The 16,031-nt window shown below is 64.2% G+C and carries 13 protein-coding genes; 9 read left to right on the top strand and 4 right to left on the bottom strand.

The features are described from left to right. Positions 1–25: 25 nt before the first annotated feature. Positions 26–781 carry an alpha/beta hydrolase gene (locus tag V3W46_RS08635; RefSeq protein ID WP_331782689.1) on the bottom strand — a complete coding sequence of 252 codons (756 nt, stop codon included), beginning with the start codon at positions 779–781 and terminating at the stop codon, positions 26–28. A gap of 96 nt (positions 782–877) precedes the next feature. After that, on the bottom strand, positions 878–1,924 hold the full coding sequence (locus V3W46_RS08630; RefSeq protein ID WP_331782688.1) for an LLM class flavin-dependent oxidoreductase: 1,047 nt from the start codon (positions 1,922–1,924) through the stop codon (positions 878–880). A 248-nt stretch (positions 1,925–2,172) separates the two neighbouring features. Between V3W46_RS08630 and V3W46_RS08625 the strand changes: the two genes are divergently transcribed. Both V3W46_RS08625 and V3W46_RS08620 read left to right on the top strand, forming a co-directional pair. Beyond that, positions 2,173–3,543 (top strand): aminotransferase class I/II-fold pyridoxal phosphate-dependent enzyme, encoded by a 1,371-nt coding sequence (locus V3W46_RS08625; RefSeq protein ID WP_331782687.1) that lies wholly within the window; start codon positions 2,173–2,175, stop codon positions 3,541–3,543. A 143-nt stretch (positions 3,544–3,686) separates the two neighbouring features. Next, complete coding sequence (locus V3W46_RS08620; protein ID WP_331782686.1) at positions 3,687–5,096, top strand: LLM class flavin-dependent oxidoreductase; 1,410 nt, start codon at positions 3,687–3,689, stop codon at positions 5,094–5,096. Between the two features lie 73 nt (positions 5,097–5,169). On the opposite strand, the gene V3W46_RS08615 is transcribed toward V3W46_RS08620, so the two are convergent. Both V3W46_RS08615 and V3W46_RS08610 read right to left on the bottom strand, forming a co-directional pair. Continuing rightward, complete coding sequence (locus tag V3W46_RS08615) at positions 5,170–6,006, bottom strand: DUF1684 domain-containing protein (protein WP_331782685.1); 837 nt, start codon at positions 6,004–6,006, stop codon at positions 5,170–5,172. Further along, complete coding sequence (locus V3W46_RS08610; RefSeq protein WP_331782684.1) at positions 6,003–7,013, bottom strand: LLM class flavin-dependent oxidoreductase; 1,011 nt, start codon at positions 7,011–7,013, stop codon at positions 6,003–6,005. Before V3W46_RS08610 ends, V3W46_RS08615 begins: the two co-directional genes overlap by 4 nt. Positions 7,014–7,212: 199 nt before the next feature. Between V3W46_RS08610 and V3W46_RS08605 the strand changes: the two genes are divergently transcribed. The 7 genes from V3W46_RS08605 to V3W46_RS08575 all read left to right on the top strand — a co-directional run bounded on the left by V3W46_RS08605 (position 7,213) and on the right by V3W46_RS08575 (position 15,938). Continuing rightward, a complete protein-coding gene (locus V3W46_RS08605; protein WP_331782683.1) occupies positions 7,213–8,772 on the top strand; it encodes an ABC transporter substrate-binding protein in 1,560 nt (519 codons plus the stop codon). Positions 8,773–8,916: 144 nt separating this feature from the next. Next, a complete protein-coding gene (locus tag V3W46_RS08600) occupies positions 8,917–9,957 on the top strand; it encodes an ABC transporter permease (protein ID WP_331782682.1) in 1,041 nt (346 codons plus the stop codon). A gap of 4 nt (positions 9,958–9,961) precedes the next feature. Continuing rightward, positions 9,962–10,972 (top strand): ABC transporter permease, encoded by a 1,011-nt coding sequence (locus V3W46_RS08595; RefSeq protein WP_331782681.1) that lies wholly within the window; start codon positions 9,962–9,964, stop codon positions 10,970–10,972. Beyond that, the gene (locus V3W46_RS08590) at positions 10,969–11,838 is read left to right on the top strand and encodes an ABC transporter ATP-binding protein (protein ID WP_331782680.1); all 870 of its coding nucleotides are present in this window, start codon (positions 10,969–10,971) and stop codon (positions 11,836–11,838) included. Before V3W46_RS08595 ends, V3W46_RS08590 begins: the two co-directional genes overlap by 4 nt. Next, positions 11,831–12,715 carry an ABC transporter ATP-binding protein gene (locus V3W46_RS08585; RefSeq protein ID WP_331782679.1) on the top strand — a complete coding sequence of 295 codons (885 nt, stop codon included), beginning with the start codon at positions 11,831–11,833 and terminating at the stop codon, positions 12,713–12,715. Before V3W46_RS08590 ends, V3W46_RS08585 begins: the two co-directional genes overlap by 8 nt. A 34-nt stretch (positions 12,716–12,749) precedes the next feature. After that, positions 12,750–14,087 (top strand): NtaA/DmoA family FMN-dependent monooxygenase, encoded by a 1,338-nt coding sequence (locus V3W46_RS08580; protein ID WP_331782678.1) that lies wholly within the window; start codon positions 12,750–12,752, stop codon positions 14,085–14,087. 90 nt (positions 14,088–14,177) lie between these two features. Further along, entirely contained in the window at positions 14,178–15,938 is a 1,761-nt protein-coding gene (locus V3W46_RS08575; RefSeq protein WP_331782677.1) for an FAD-dependent monooxygenase, read from the top strand. Positions 15,939–16,031 lie beyond the last annotated feature (93 nt).

Below are 16,031 nucleotides of genomic sequence, written 5' to 3'. Positions count from 1 at the left end.
GTGATCTGCTCCGCGATCTCCCCCGTCACTGCACGCGCCGCGCGATCGACTCGGTTGCTCCCGACCGCACGGCTTCGAGAAACTGCACCACGACCGCAGCCGTGGTTCGGTGGGTCGAATCGTTCAGTACGTCGTGCTTCGCGCCTTCGATGACCCAGATCTGGGCATCCGGATTCGACCGATACGTCGCCAGTGCGTCGTCGAGCGGGCTGACCAGGTCGGCACCGCCGTGAATCGCGACGACGGGAACCGTCAGGGTACTCAGATCACGAGCCACCAGATCGGCGTCGAGCGCCTCGGCGAACGAACCGTGCTCGACGCCCGCATCGGCGTCGAGCACACCGCGGTGCACGGGGCACGTGGTTCGCTCGAGCAGTTCTTCTTGCCAGTCGGCCGCGACGAAGGATGCTCCCGCCGTCGGGTAGGCGGCGACGATGACCGCCGCGATCTCCGACCCGAGCTCTTTCGCAACATCGACGGCAGAAACCGCGCCGACGTCGGAACCGACCACGACGATCGGCGCGGTCAGCTCGGCCGAGGCGATTCGCGAACGGATCTCGTCTGCGACGTCGCCCTCGTTGCCGAACGCATCAGCGAAGGCGACGACCGCGTAAGCGTCGATCGAGATGCGGTTGCCGAAGCGGTTGTACACATCTGGCGTCTCACCGCGGCCGCCCAGCACGACGACCGTGCCGCGAACCCGCAGTCCCTGAGGTACGGGCCAAGTTCGGGAGATCAGCGGTGATGTCGTGGTGGTGACGGTGTCGTGGGTGGTGGTCACGGGAGACGGTTCCTTTTCGTGAGGGTGGTTGACGGCGAAGAGAAGTGAAGTGTCTGGGAGCAGTGTCGGGGCAAGGAAGGCGGTCGAGACAGAGAGTCAGAGCGCCGCAAGGGCAGGTGCCGCCACATTTGCGGGGTGCTGTCGCTGCCAGCCCAGCGCCGGGGCGACTTCGGTGGCGAGCAGTTCGAGAGCCCGAATGGATGCATCGAGCGTCGGCCGCGCCGGGTTGAACTGCGCAAGCAGATCGGTCGCTACGGGTAACGCCTGTTCGCGGCCGAGCTGTTCGATGACCTCATCAGGATGCCCGTAGAACGCGTGGAAGCGGAACAGCGCGTTCTCCAGGCTGTCGTCGCCGAGGTTGTCGAACCCGCTGTGCTTCTTCATCGAGATCAGGCTGTCGAGAATGCCGTCGCCGATGAATGTGAGCGACTCCTCTTTCGACGCGGCGGGGAAGATCAGGCGGGACAGCCCGACGCGCGCGGTCGGTTTGGTGAGCGACGCGAGGTAGGCATCTGCCCACGGACGCTGCACGACGTCGGTCGGCTCGCTGTGCCCGTAGGTCGCGCGGTTGAGCAGCAGGTTGCTGCCGGCCGCGGCCGCGTAGTGCGCACCCTGCTCACTGAAGACGCCCTGCCAGATGCGATTCTCGGCGAGATCGGTCGAGAACGGCTTGAGTTGCGGCCCACCCTCGAACAGCGGCTCGCCGGCCAGTGCGCGACGCAGGCGGTCGAGGCCGTGTGTGGTGAGTTCACGCTTCTTCTCGATGTCTTTGCCAAGGGCCCGGTAGGCCGCCGGGTCGTATCCGCTGCCCACACCCAGCTGCACGCGGCCGCCCGAGAGCAGGTCGACGACGGCGACGTCTTCGGCCAGGCGGATGGGGTCTTCGAGGGGCAGGATCGTGATGGCGGTCCCGAGATGGATGTTCGTGGTCTTGGCCGCGACGTTGGCCAGAAACGTCCACGGCGAACCCAGGCCGGCATTCGGCTGCGGCGAGAAATGGTGCTGAGCGACCCATCCCGTGTCGAAGCCGAGTTCATCGGCTGCGACGAACAGTTCTTGGGCGTTGAAGTACGACTGTTTGAGTGAGTCGCCACCCTCGACATGGGTGAGAAAACCGAGCTTGAACTTCGTTGGCTGCGACACGATCGATCCTCTTCCATCTGGTAGTCGTGCGACTGTATCAATTTCGCAACCGCGTCAGTGTAACAAAGCGATCATTGTTGAAACATAACGACATGCGTCTCTGCGCCGGGCCAGCGATACCCCCACTGTTTGCCTGTGACGCATCCGCTCTCGCACGGGACGGAGCCGCACTCCCACGGGACTGCGAGATGGTTTGAACAATATGATTGAAGCAATCATTGTGAACATCGAACCCGGAGAGACTACGGATGAGCTCGACGACGGTCAGCCGAATTTCACCCGAGTGGCTGGCGCAGCGCATCGCCGACACCAGCGCCGTGGGCATCGGAGAAGCGGTGGCCGCGCTCATCCGATCGGGCGATGTCGAGCGTGGAGCGCAGCTGCCCACCATCCGCGACCTGGCGAAGGCGACGGGCACGAGCGTCGGAACAGTGTTGACGGCATGGAACTCACTACGAGAATCGGGCCTCGTCGAGACCCATCGGCGCGGAGGCACGACCGTCGCCCTCGAATCCGAGGCAGCGCTGCCCGGGCCGCCGTTCTCCGATTGGTCGGCTATCGACCTCTCGCAGAGCGCTCCCGACATCTCGCTGCAGCCCGAACTCGGTGCCGCGCTGCTATCGACGCTCGATTCGAAGAACCTCAACGTCTTCGGCCGCGAATACATGACCGAACGGCTACTCGCTGCCGTGACGCCGACGTGGCCCTTCGAGCCCGAAGCCTGGGTGACCGCGGGGGGAGGCACAGAGGCGCTACTGTTGGCCACCGCTGCGGCGGCACCCCCCGGATCGGTGGTCGCGGTCGACGAGCCCGTCGGTCCCGGTTTTCTCGATACCCTGCGCGAGCTCGAGCTGACCGCCATCGGTGTCGCGGCAGACGACGAGGGCCCCACGGTCGATTCTCTGCGAGCGGCGCTGGCCCAGCATCCGGTGGCTTTCGTCTTTCAGCCGGGAGCACCCTTCGCCGTCAGCCACCAGGTCTCACCCGCCAGAGCGGAACAACTCGCCGACGTGCTCCGATACCATTCGGAGCCGGTCTGGATCGTCGAAGACGACTCCATCGGCCCGCTCGGCGTCGCGGAGTCGCCGTCGCTCGGCGCGTACCTTCCGCGCCAAGTCATCCGCATTCGCAGCTACTGCAAAGCGTTCGGCATCGACGTCAGAACCAGCGTGCTGGCGGGGTCGCGCGAGCTAATCGAACGCACGATTGCACTGCGCAGCCACGGGGTCGGGTCGAACAGTAGAATCCTGCAGGATGCCCTGGCCTACCTGATCGACAGCGACGACGCTGCGGCCTCAGTGGCTCTGGCGCAGTCGACGTACGCCGCTCGCCGCGCCGCGTTGACGACGGCGCTGCGGCGCGAGGGACTTCGCGTGCGCTCGGGCCCCGAGTCCCTGGTGGTCTGGGTCGAGGTGAACGACGAGACGGATGCCCTGCTGACGCTCGCCCGCAAGGGCATCTCTGTCGGTGCCGGCAGCAAATCGTTCGTGACGCCGCCCTCGACGCCGTTGCTGCGCATCTCGGCGACCCAGTTGCCCGACGACGAAGCTCTCATGGCACAACTCGCCCGCGCCATCGCCGAGGCATCGAGCGCGAGCAATCGCGAATACTTCGACTGACAACGACGGCGGAGCGACTCGTTTGTTGGCAGAACATAACAGTTTGTTACTGCAACAATAAGTAAGGAAACACAGCCCGACCGCTCCCGACGACGACAATGGCGAGACATACATACGTCGATTTCGCGAGGGGCACGACCGCAATGACAGAAACAGGCAACCGCCGTCAGATCAAACTCGGTGCAGTTCTCACCGGAGTGGGAGGGCCCAGTCAATTCAATACCTGGCTCGATCCGAACATCCCGTCGAACGCCAGCATCGATATCAATTGGTACATCGAACAGGCACGAATCGCAGAGGCTGCGAAGTTCGACCTGGTCTTCATCGTCGACAGTCAATTCATCACGGCAGACTCACCGCCGCACTACCTGAACCGGCTCGAGCCACTGACCCTGCTGTCAGCCCTTGCCGTGACGACAAAAAACATCGGGCTGGTCGGCACGTTGACCACCTCGTTCAACGACCCGTTCTTCATCGCACGGCGCTTCGGCTCACTCGACGTGATCAGCGGCGGCCGTGCCGGCTGGAACGTCGTCACCAGCGGCGACGCGGGCACAGCAGGCAATTTCAGCCTCGACGAGCACTACGACTACGACACTCGATACGGGCGCGCGTTGGAGAACGTACAGGTTGCTCAGGGACTCTGGGACTCGTACGAAGACGATGCCTTCCCCGCCGACCGCGAGACCAAGGTGTTTCTCGACCCGTCGAAGCAGCACACCCTAAATCACCGCGGCGAGTACTACCACGTGGTCGGCCCGCTCAACCTGTCTCGCTCTCCCCAGGGCCAGCCCGTCATCTTCCAGGCCGGCGACTCCGAGCAGGGCAGAGACCTGGGCGCGGCCATCGGCGAGGGAATCTTCACCCACGCCCCGACCCTCGAGGCAGCACAGGCCTTCTACAGCGACATCAAAGCTCGGGCCGCCGCCAAAGGCCGCAATCCCGATCACGTTCTGATCGTTCCGGGGGTATCTGTGTTCGTGGGCGACACCGATGAGGATGCGCGCGAGATCGAGCGAGTCACCCAACTCGCCGACGGCGGCTTCGAACAGTCGCTGGCCGAATTCGGCCGGGCATTCGCCTGGCACGATTTTCGCCAGTACGATCTCGATGCGCCGTTCCCGGCCGAGACCCTGACGTACGCGGAGCGCGGGTTCTACACGCAGGCAGCGAAGATCGTCGAGCTGGCGGTGGAGAAGAAGCTGACCCTGCGCCAGGTCATCGAGACGACGTCGAGCCCGCGTCAGGGCCCGTTCGTGGGCTCGGCCGAGACGGTCGCAAACGAGTTCGAACGCTGGTTCGAGCAGCGTGGGCTCGACGGGTTCAACATCCACATCGGTCATCCCGATCAGTTCGCCCGCTTCGTGGACGAAGTGCTGCCCATCTTGCGTGCGCGCGGCCTGTTCCGCACAGATTACGAGGGCACCACGCTGCGGGAGAACCTCGGTCTGCCGTTCGTCGAGAACCGTTATACCGCTGCTCGCGAGGAGCTCGAAGCGTCATTCGCCGACCCCGAAGAGGCCGAGCAGGAGCCGTTGTTGCCCGCCCGCTGATGCACGCGAAAGCGGTCACAGATGTGGGGCCGTCACTCTCTCGAGGGTGACGGCCCCAGATGTGTTGCACTCGTCAGTTGCCTACGTGTTCGGTGCCGAACACGGGAATCTTCTCACCGGCCTCGATGGGCACCGGCAGCTTGTTCTGCGCGGGCGCGAGCGGGCACGGCGAGAAGTCGGTGTAGGCGCACTGCAAGTTTCCGGCGCGGTTGAAGTCCAGCGCGAACGGGCCGCCACCGACGGGCAGTACGGTGTGCAGCGACCTGCTCGCCCGATAAGTGGTGACACCGCTGGTCGAGTCGGTGAAGACCGCGAATGCGGCACCGGGCTGGCCGGCCCGCGGCGCCTCCAAGAACAACAGACGGTGCTCCTCGCCACCCAGTTCGAAAACGACTTCGCCCACTGCTCGGTGGCTGTGAGTGATTCCCTCGACCGCTGCTTCGATCGCGGTATCGCGCGAAAGATCGAACGGCTCGAAGACCGCGTCGATGACCCATGCGGGGTCGGGACTGTACGCGGGTGTCTCGACGTACCATTCGCGCAGTCCGTGCGCCGGGTCGATCGGGCGCACGAGGTCGACACCGCCGCGCTCCGAGAGCTCGATCACGATGTCGCCGAAACGCGCAGCGCGCCGAAACTCGCGCTCCGCCACCACGGCGAAGGTGTGACGCCCGGTGACCGCACTCGCGTCGATGGTCAACTCCTCCGAGTCCCCCAACTCCACCGTCGGGCCTTCCGGTCCGGTAGCCCATTCGCCCGGCAGTCCGAAAAGTCGCCTCGGTGTCTGGTCGAGCCGATAGATGGCCGAGTAGGCGAGGAATCCGTACGGGTCACGCCGGCGCGCCTCATTCTGCTCGCGACAGACATTCCAGTCGCTCGTGAATGCGGGTGTGCCCAAAGAGATCGTCATCTCACGACCTGCGCAGCGCCGAGGGGAAGTCTCGTGTACAGCTCGTCGGCGATGACGTGCAGACTCTCGAGGAATTCCGGCGAATCGTTCGGGAGCGGAATACTGAACAGATAGTCGGTCGATCGTGCGACCGCAGCATCGTCGTTCAGACGCTCGGCGATGTCTTCGATCTCGCCGTAGTAGACGTTCGAACGCGCAAGGTAATCATCGGGCGATGTCGCTCCGAAGCCGGTGTACTGACGGGGGTTCTTCTCGAAGTCGGCGCGAATGAGCGCGATCGCATCGGCCCTCGATGCCGCGGGCAGCACAGACCGCGACACTCCGATGCGCGGCGATGCGTCGGCCGTGTAGGCGTCGAGATAGCGGTCGATAAGCGCCGATTGCACCGGCCCGGTCTCGCCCGCGAACGCAAGGCGGTGCAACAGCAAGCCGTCACCTGCTCGCCCGATGTTCGCGGCATTTGCCGGCGTGGCCGTCGCCTGCCAGAGACGAGACAGCAACGGTTGCGGCGGCGGGTACACGCTCAGCGATTTCTCACCGCTCTCGATGACTCCCTCGAGCGCATGTCGCAGCTGCGCGAAACTCTCGTCGTAGAGCGCGTCTTTCTGCTCTTCCGGCAGCCCGAAGGCCTCGAACGCAGGCGTTGAGAAACCCCCGCCATTGCTCTTGCCGACACCGAACTCGAGGCGGCCGCCACTGAGGTAGTCGGTCACCGCGGCCGTCTCAGCAAGACGGATCGGATGATCGAACACCACAGGAATGATGGCCGTGCCCAGCCGGATAGACGTCGTGCGCTGGGCCGCGGCCGCCAAGAAGGTGAGCGCCGATGGCAGACCGATCGGAGCGAAGTGCGCCTCCGCGATCCAGGCGATCTCGTAGCCGGTTCGCTCGGCGATCTCGATCACCCCGATGGCTTGCTCGTAGATACGGGCCGGATTCTGGTTCGGCGGCGTCTGCAAGAAGAGGGACAGCCCGCGTCGCGGGCTTCGAATTTGATGGTCAGTCACGATTGAGCGCCTCCAGTGTCAGGTCTCGCGGTCACAGCGAGCATAGGCAGTTCAGCATTGTTCGGTTCGATTTACGCAACAAACCGCCACATATCTGAACATCTTTCGTAACAAAGCTAAGCCTTCAGTAACAAACAAGCGGCCCGCGAAATCGCTGTGCAAGCATGACTTCACACCCAGCCCATCCCCTTGGAGAATCATGAAGAACAGAACTCGCGGCCTAGCCATAGCCTCCGCGCTCACCCTGACGAGCCTGGTGCTCGCAGGATGCTCGGCGAGCGGAGGAACGGGCGATGCGTCTGCCAGTTCGACGCCCGTCGACGGTGGAACGATCAACTGGGCGTACACCAGCGCTCCGGCCAACTGGGACCCGCTGGTCATCGGCGGCACGTCAGGCACTTACCTCACGACCCCGATCTATGCGTCACTGTTCACCCTCGACACCGACCACAACATCGTTCCCGATCTCGCGACCGGATTCGACTACAACACTGCGGGCGATCAGATCACCATCCACCTCAAGACCGGGCTGACGTTCCAAGACGGCACTCCGGTGAATGCGGCCGCCGTGAAGTTCAACATCGACCGCATCTTCTCGCAGACCAACTCCGCGCTCAAGGCGGTATATGCCGACGTGAAAGACGCCGTCGTGATCGACGATGCCACCGTTCAGCTCGATCTGAAACAGACCGACTACCAGATTCCCTACATCCTCGCCGAGAAGACCGGCCAGCTGGAAAGCCCTACCGCCGTACAGAAAGACCCGGTCGCGTTCAACGCATCCGGCCCCGTCGGCGCCGGCCCGTTCATCGTCGAAGAACTCGTTCCCGGCGACCACGTCACGCTGAAGAAGTGGGACGGCTACTGGAACGCCGCGAACATCCACCTCGACACCATCCGCATCAACTTCGGAGTCAGCCCCACCACACTGGTCTCGGCTCTGCAGTCCGGCGTCGACAACTTCGCCACTCTGACACCCGACCTCGTCGACCAGGCCACCCAGGCCGGCCTCACGGTGCAAGACACCAAATCGTGGGGTTCGAGCTTCTTGAGCGTCAACACCAACCAGGCACCGTTCAACAACCCGGCCGTGGTGAAGGCGATCAGGCTCGCCACCAACCCCGACCAGTACGTGCAACAGCTCGCACTGGGCAAGGGTCAGTCGAACTACCAGCCGTTCCCGCAGGGACACGTCGACTTCGTGCAGTCGTTGACGACCGAGAACACCTACAACGTCGACGCGGCAAAGAAGGCCCTCTCTGACGCCGGCGTCGATCCGAGTTCGATCTCGTTCGATGTGAACTACCTCACCGGTCAGTTCGACAAGGTCGGCGAGGTCTTGAAGTCGCAGCTCGCGGCGATCGGCATCACTGTGAACCTGAAGGCGCTCGATACGGCCACCTGGGCCAAGGGCTACTACGGCAAGACCTTCGGCGCGTCGCTCTTCGGCTGGGTGGGACGCGACTCGCCCGTGTCGGCCATCTCCGACCAATACGACAGCCTCGGTGTTCTGAACCTCAGCTCGCCGACCGTTTCACCCGATCTGACCGCGGCCCTGTCGAAGGCACGCTCGACGCCGCTCGACTCGCCCGACTACGACGCGAACCTGCAGGCTGCGGCGAAGGTCGGTTATGAAACCGCCAGCAACATCTCGCTCTACACCTACTCGACTCCGGTCGCCCGGGGCGCGGGAGTGTCAGAGCTGCCCGCCGTCGACGGCTTCATCGACTGGACCGGCGTGTACGTCAGCGACAACTAACCGCTGAACCCGGGGTGTGGATGATCGGCCCCCGATCATCCACACCCTCCGCCCCTCGCCCCTCGCCCCGCACCTCGCACTACGCACCTGAGCACGATCCTCTTCCCCCTCGAAGCCCTCCCCACTCGGAAAGGAGCACCACTCATGACAGCCTCGACCGTCGCGCCGACCACACCTCTGACGGGTGGCCGAGCACCCGTCGGCACCAAGAACATCGTTTGGCACCGTGCTCAGCGCGTCTTTCTCTCGGTGTGGAAGCCGATCAGCATCTTCATCCCGGTCTTCATTCTGGGCTCCTTCTTCACCTTCGGTCTCGGCGCGATCAGCGGGCGAAGCCCCGCTGCTCTGCAGCTCGGTGATGCCGCGACGCCCGACGCCGTCGCGGCTCTCAACCATCAGTTCGGGCTCGACCAGCCCTTTTTCTCCCGCTACTTCGACTGGCTCGGCGCTCTGCTCTCTGGCAACTTCGGCAACAGTTGGGTCAACGGCGTTCCCGTCATCAAGCTGCTCGGCGATCGCGCGGCCGTCAGTCTTTCGGTCGCGGGCCTCGCTCTGCTCATCGGCGTCGTCTTCGGATTCATCTTCGGCAGCATCGCCGCGCAGTTCCAGACGCGCTGGCCCGACCGACTGATCACCACCGGCACCACGATCATCTCTGTGCTGCCTCCGTTCGTCGTCGGCATCGCTCTGATCGCCGTCTTCTCCATTTGGCTGCGCCTGTTGCCGGCGGTGGGCTTCGTTCCCATCACCAAGGGTTTCTGGCCGTGGTTCAGCCATTTGATATTGCCCGCCATCGCCCTCAGCTTCGATACGGTCTCCGACGTCGCCCGGCAGCTGCGCACCGGCCTGGTCTCCGTCTATCGCGAGAATTACGTGACCGGTGCAGTGGTGCGCGGACTGGGGCCGCGTCGAGTCTTCTTCGTGCATGTGCTGCGCAACGGCATCGGACCCGCGCTTTCGGTGCTGGGCCTGAAGTTCCCCGCGCTGCTCGGCGGCGCCGTGCTGATCGAGACGATCTTCGGGCTCGCCGGCTACGGCGTGTTCGCGGCCCAATCGGCGGTGAGCGGCGACGTGCCGTCAGTGCAGGCGGTGCTGGTGATCTCGATCGTGCTCGTCGTCGTGTTCAACCTGCTCGTGAACATCATTCTGAACCGCCTGATTCCGTCTGCCGCGAGAGGAGTGTGACGCCATGGTCAAGACAACGTTGAAGCTACGGAGCGCGAAGATCGCGGTGGCGATGATCATCTTCATCGCCCTGATCACGATCCTGGGACCGTTCATCGCACCGTACGATCCCTTGGCCAACAGCGCCGATGCACTTGCAGCTCCGTCGGCAGCGCACTGGCTCGGCACCGACTACCTCGGCCGTGACGTGCTGAGCCGCATTCTGGCCGGCGCCCCGCTCAGCATCGGCAGTACGGTGCTCGTCGCGGTGATCGCCCTGGTCTTCGGCGCTATTCCGGGCATCCTGTCGGTCTATCTCAAGGCCGGCTTCGAATGGATCTCGCTGCGGATCGTCGACACGTTCATCGCGTTGCCCTTCTTGGTCTTCGCCGTCGCTACGACCGCACTGCTCGGCAACGGCATTCTGCAGGCCATGATCGCTGTGGGTCTGCTCGTGTCGCCGTTGTTCTACCGCGTCGCCCGATCGGCGACGCTGTCGGTGGCCAACTCGCAGTACGTCGAGGCGGCGACCCTCGCCGGAGCAACGACGGGCTGGATCGTTCGCAAGCACGTCTGGTCGAAGGTGCTGCCGCCGATCTCCATCTCGCTGGCCACGACCCTCGGACTCGGACTCATCGTCATCTCGAGCCTGCAGTTCCTCGCCATCGGCGTTCAGCCGCCCACTCCGACCTGGGGTGGAATTCTGGCCTCCGACCTGGGATACCTGCAGCAGCAGCCGTATGCGCCGATCTACCCGACCGCGCTGATCCTCATCACCGTGCTGGCGTTCAACCTGCTGGCCGACGCGATTCGGGATGCCGCGGGCGAATCCGGTCGCACCCTCATCGGGTCGAAGGGCGCCAAAGCCAACCGCGAGCGCCGCCTGGCCGCCAGGGGCGACTACGGCAACGCGCTCGTCAACAGCACGGAGGGCGTCGAAGACGCGGGCTTCCCCGACAGCGCCGCGTTCGCCGAGAGCACCGCCGGTTCAGAAAACACCGCATACCCCGAGAGCACCGAGAAGGAGCCCGTATGAGCATCCCAGTGGCCGGCCGCGAAAGTGCGATCGTTCTCGATCTGAAGGGCGTCACCATTCACGATGACGTCTCCGACAGGGAGTTGGTGAAAGGCGTCACACTGCAACTCAAACGTGGCGGCGTTCTCGGCATCGTCGGGGAGTCAGGCAGCGGCAAAAGCCTCACCTGCCGCGCCATTCTCGGCATTCTGCCCAAATACATTGAGGTCTCGGGGGGCTCGATCACCCTGCTCGACCGAGACATCAGCGAACTGACGCCGAAAGAGTGGACCCAGCTGCGAGGAACGAACATCTCCGCCGTGTTCCAAGACCCGGCGTCGTACCTGAACCCGTCGATCCGGGTGGGCAAACAGGTGCAAGAAGTACTGCGTGTCAAGGCGGGACTGAGCCGCAAAGAGTCTCGGAAGCGCACCATCGAGCTCTTCCACGACGTGCGCTTGAACGATCCCGAGTACGTCTTTCAGCAGTACACCCACGAACTCTCCGGCGGCATGCTGCAGCGGGTGCTGATCGCCGCGGCCATCGCACTCGAGCCCGACATCCTGATCGCCGACGAGGCGACGACCGCGCTCGACGTCACCGTACAGGCCGAGATTCTCGACCTGCTCGGTGAGTTGAAGGTGCGTGCCGGTCTGTCGCTGATCGTCGTCTCGCACGACCTCGCCGTGGTCGCGCAGCTCTGCGATGAAGTGCTGGTCATGAAAGACGGTGCCGTCGTCGAGCAGGGCTCGACCCGCGACATCCTCTACAACCCGCAGCATGAGTACTCGAAGCTGCTCATCTCCGAACACGATCTCTACGGCCTCGAACGTTTTCTCTATGTGCCGGAAGACGAGTTGGAACAGGAGCAGTTGCGCTATGCCTGACAGAACAGCCACTGAACCTCGAACTGCCCGAACCCACGACGCCCAGACCTCCTCAGCTCTCGAGGTCGCCGAGCTGAACGTTCACTATGGGCGAGGCAGAGCCCGCAAACAGGTTCTGCACGATATCTCGTTCCAGATCGGCCAGGGCGAGACGGTCGGCCTCATCGGCGAGACGGGTTCTGGCAAATCGACAATCGCGCGCGCGGTGCTCGGCCTCGTCGACCCATCGGCCGGGTCGTCGGTGCTGGTCGCCGGGAGACAAGTGGTCGGGCTGTCGTCGAAGGCACGTCGAGACTTTCGGCGCAGCGGGGTGACTCAGTACGTGTTCCAAGACCCGCAGCGCAGCCTCGATCAAGACTTCACCGTCGAACAGGCGATCGCCGAACCGCTGAACATCGCCGGCACGCTCAGCCGTTCGGCGATCGCCGATGCGGTGCGCGAACAGGTTCAGGATGTTCGGCTCGACCCTGACCTTCTCGGCCGTTTTCCGGCAGAACTCTCTGGTGGCCAACGGCAGCGGGTCGCAATCGCTCGTGCGCTCATCACCAAACCCCGGCTGCTCATTCTCGACGAGCCGGTCAGTGCCCTCGACTCTGCGAACCGAGTGCGCATCCTCGAACTCCTGGGCAGGCTGCGGCTGACCGACGTCGCGATGCTCTTCATATCGCACGACCTCGGTTCGGTCGCCGGCATCTCCGACCGCACCCTCGTGCTCTACCGCGGCGAGCTGGTCGAAGTGAACCAGACGTCGGCGATCATCAACGCTCCCCACCATCCCTACACACGATTGCTTGTCGGCTCCGCGCCGACCCTGTCGGGTGGATCGATCGACCGCGAGCGGCGCGACACGCTGCGCTCTGAACTAATTTCCTCGTGACTCGCACAACCAGAACCTCAGAAGGGCTTTCTTCGTGACTAAAAAGCAGGTGCACCTCACTCTCAATCTCCAATCGACCGGTCGGCACGACGCGGCCTGGAAGACCTTCCCCTCGACCAGCGATTGGGTCGACGGAATCGACTACTTCATCGAGATCGCTCAGCTGGCCGAACGCGGCAAGTTCGATGGCATCTTCATCGCCGACCGTCTCGGCGGGCTCGACAAGACCGGTCGAGTTCGGCCGTGGCGCGGGCTCGACCCGACCGTCCTGCTCGCAGCGCTTGCACGGGAGACGTCACACATCGGCCTGCTGTCGACTAACCCCGCCATTCACGGCAATCCGTTCTTGCTCGCTCGCCAGATCGCCTCGCTCGACCACGTGAGCAAGGGCCGCGCGGGCTGGAACATCATCACCAGCCAGGAGTCGAACACGCTGCAGGCGCTCGGCAAAGACGCGGTGCTCGACTCCGAGACGCGCTATCGCGCGGCCGACGAGTTCGTGTCGATCGTCGACGGCTTCTGGAAGTCGTTGCCCCCAGAGGCCTTCGTGGGTGACGCCGAGGCAGAGGTTTACATCGACGAGAGTCTGACTCGGCCGGTCGACATTCAGGGCGAGTTCTTCAGCGGTGCCGGCGTGCTGCCGCTCGTCGGCGGCTACCGCGGCGAGCGGCCCGTGCTCTTCCAGGCCGGTACGTCGAGGGCGAGCAAGGAGTTCGGTGCTCGGTGGGCGGATGCACTGTTCACGTCTCAGCGCCTGCCTGAGCTTGGGCGGGCCTTCTCCGACGAGGTGAAGTCGCTGGCAGAGGCCAACGGCCGCAGCCGTGATTCGTTGCTGGTGCTTCCGGGGCTGTACGTGATTCTGGGCGACACAGAGGTCGCGGCGCATGCCCGAAAGGCGGAGCTCGACGAGTTGCTTGCCCTCGAGCCCCTGATCGCGACGCTATCCGAATACATCGAGTTCGACGTGAACGGTCTCGACCTCGATAAAGAGTTGCCCTACTCCTCGTTCGACAGCCCCGCGAGCACCTCGCACTCGACCGTTCGCCGCAACCAGCTCGTCGCCGACGCGAAAAACCGGCAGCTCAGCGTCCGTCAGCTGCTTTTCAACAACCTGTCGGGCGGTCAGCGCGTGCTCGTCGGAACACCTGAGCAGGTCGCCGACGACATCGAGAACTGGGTCGATACCGGGGCGGCCGATGGGTTCACCATCAACATCGACGTGCAGACGAGTGGTTTCGAAGCCTTCGTCGACGGCGTCGTCGTCGAGCTACAGCATCGCGGGCGGTTCCGCCGCGAGTACGAGCACGACACATTGCGCGGCAACCTCGGGCTGCCGAGCTCGTTCACGAGTCACGGACTTGTGAACGCCTAGCGCCCAGCCGGGCATCCTGACACCCCGACCGAACATCTGCATCGAAGACCTGAACCGACCTCTGCATCGACCTCCGGAAAGCGAAGAACAATGACCAGTAGCACCAACCCTGCCCCTGACTCGAGAGGCGTGAACGTCGTCACGTTTCCCAGGGCGATCCCGCCAGAACAGGTCGAGGTGCTCATCGTCGGCGCCGGACCGTCAGGCCTCGGCGCCGCGCTCGAGCTCCAGCGCCACGGCATCGAGGTAGCGGTCGTGGATGCTGCGACCGAAGCGACTCTGGTTCGCGCCGGCGCCGCGGGGGTGAGTGCCCGTACGGTCGAGATCTTCCGCACCTGGGGTGTGGCAGAAAGGGTACGCGAGAGCTGGACTGTGCCGCCCGAATGGAACAGAGGCAACATTCTGGTCACGTCAGTAGTGGGTCACGTACTCGGCGGCGCCGTGCCCGATGCGTTCTCGAAGCGCGCCGGCAGCATCTTCTCGCGCGAAGATGGTGTTCGCCGGCCGCAGACCGTCTTTCAGCAGGTCTTTCTCGACCGCCTCGACGAACTCGATGTCCCCGTCGCGGCAGGCTGGCTTGTCGAAGATCTCGCATACGACACCGACGGTGTCACGACTACCGTCGTCGACATCCACTCGGGCGAGAAGCGCACCATCCGCTCGAAGTATGTGATCGGCGCCGACGGCTCGAAGAGCACGGTGCGTCAGCTCGCGGGCATCACACGCACCGGCGAGTACGCGACCCGACGCAAGTGGCGCTACGTGGTACGCACGAAAGGTGGCGTACCGGCACAGCTCGGCCCGGCTCCGAGCGCGAGCAACATCGTTTTCAACAACCACTACTCGGGCTTCATCTCCGCACTCAACGAGACGGACTGGCGTGCCTACGCTGGGCCGCTGCCGCTGGACTATGAGCCCACCGAAGACGAACTCATCGAAGGCGCTAAACACGGGTTCGGCTTCGACGTCGACCTCGAAGTGGTTAGTAAGACCTCGTTCTTCGAAAGCACCCGCATTTCCGACGAGTTCGTGCGCGGGCGAGTCGTCTTGGTGGGCGACGCCGCTCACGTGCGAACTCCGGGCGGCAACCTGGCCGAGGGATTCGGCGACGTTGCTAACCTCGGCTGGAAGCTCGCCGCCGTGCTGCGCGGCTTCGGCGGGCAACAGTTGCTCGCGTCATACGACGAGGAGCGCCGTGTGCACAACTGGCGGGTCGCCGATCACGCTCTCGCCCGCTCGGTCGCCAACGAAAAAGCGATCGCGAAGATCAGGGCACTGGGCGTACCAGATGACGCCGACACAGGCCCAGAGGCCGCCGCGCGGCGGGCCGAGATCGAAAGCATCGTTGCAGAGGACTTCAACCTCTCTCTCGGAATCATCTTCGACGAACGGTACGACTACTCCTCGGTCATCGCCTACGACGACGATCAGGCAAAAACCGACACGGACTGGTCGGCGTCGGTCTACATGGACGACGCGCGCCCCGGCCATCGCGCCCCGAACGGCGCGATCGAGACGGGCGGCGTTACGCTCTACGGCCGGTTGACCACCTGGCCGACCCTCTTCGTGCTGAGCGACGACACCAGCGCCGTGACCTCATTCGCGGCCGCCGCCGAGACCCTGGCCGTGCCGCTCGACGTGGTCTACCTCACCCAGCCGGAAGTGCGCGCCGTCTACGGCTCCGACTACGTGATCGTGCGTCCCGACCACCACGTGGCGTGGCATGGAGACGACCAGAAGCTCGATGCTCGGGCCGTTCTTGAGACGGTCTACGGTCGCGCCCTGAAACAACGTGACACGCACTCCGGCGACGATGCATCAGAGCCGACGTTAACCTCCGTCGACGTGTGATGCTTCCGAAAGGCGCCCGGCTGGTAAACCACCGGCGGGCGCCCTTCTTCGACCAGAGGCCGCGCTCCGCACGCTCGCCGCGTTCGCACTCGG

The organism is Subtercola sp. YIM 133946, assembly GCF_036553535.1.
Lineage (GTDB): Bacteria > Actinomycetota > Actinomycetes > Actinomycetales > Microbacteriaceae > Subtercola.
Note: the sequence above shows the minus strand (reverse complement) of the source record. Positions and strands in the feature narration are given on the sequence as shown.

Excerpts from the sequence above, each read along its gene's own strand:
- V3W46_RS08615 (WP_331782685.1), bottom strand. The coding sequence starts at position 6,006 with ATGACGATCTCTTTGGGCACACCCGCATTCACGAGCGACTGGAATGTC.
- V3W46_RS08625 (WP_331782687.1), top strand. The coding sequence starts at position 2,173 with ATGAGCTCGACGACGGTCAGCCGAATTTCACCCGAGTGGCTGGCGCAG.
- V3W46_RS08600 (WP_331782682.1), top strand. The coding sequence starts at position 8,917 with ATGACAGCCTCGACCGTCGCGCCGACCACACCTCTGACGGGTGGCCGA.
- V3W46_RS08585 (WP_331782679.1), top strand. The coding sequence starts at position 11,831 with ATGCCTGACAGAACAGCCACTGAACCTCGAACTGCCCGAACCCACGAC.
- V3W46_RS08575 (WP_331782677.1), top strand. The coding sequence starts at position 14,178 with ATGACCAGTAGCACCAACCCTGCCCCTGACTCGAGAGGCGTGAACGTC.
- V3W46_RS08595 (WP_331782681.1), top strand. The coding sequence starts at position 9,962 with ATGGTCAAGACAACGTTGAAGCTACGGAGCGCGAAGATCGCGGTGGCG.
- V3W46_RS08620 (WP_331782686.1), top strand. The coding sequence starts at position 3,687 with ATGACAGAAACAGGCAACCGCCGTCAGATCAAACTCGGTGCAGTTCTC.
- V3W46_RS08590 (WP_331782680.1), top strand. The coding sequence starts at position 10,969 with ATGAGCATCCCAGTGGCCGGCCGCGAAAGTGCGATCGTTCTCGATCTG.
- V3W46_RS08605 (WP_331782683.1), top strand. The coding sequence starts at position 7,213 with ATGAAGAACAGAACTCGCGGCCTAGCCATAGCCTCCGCGCTCACCCTG.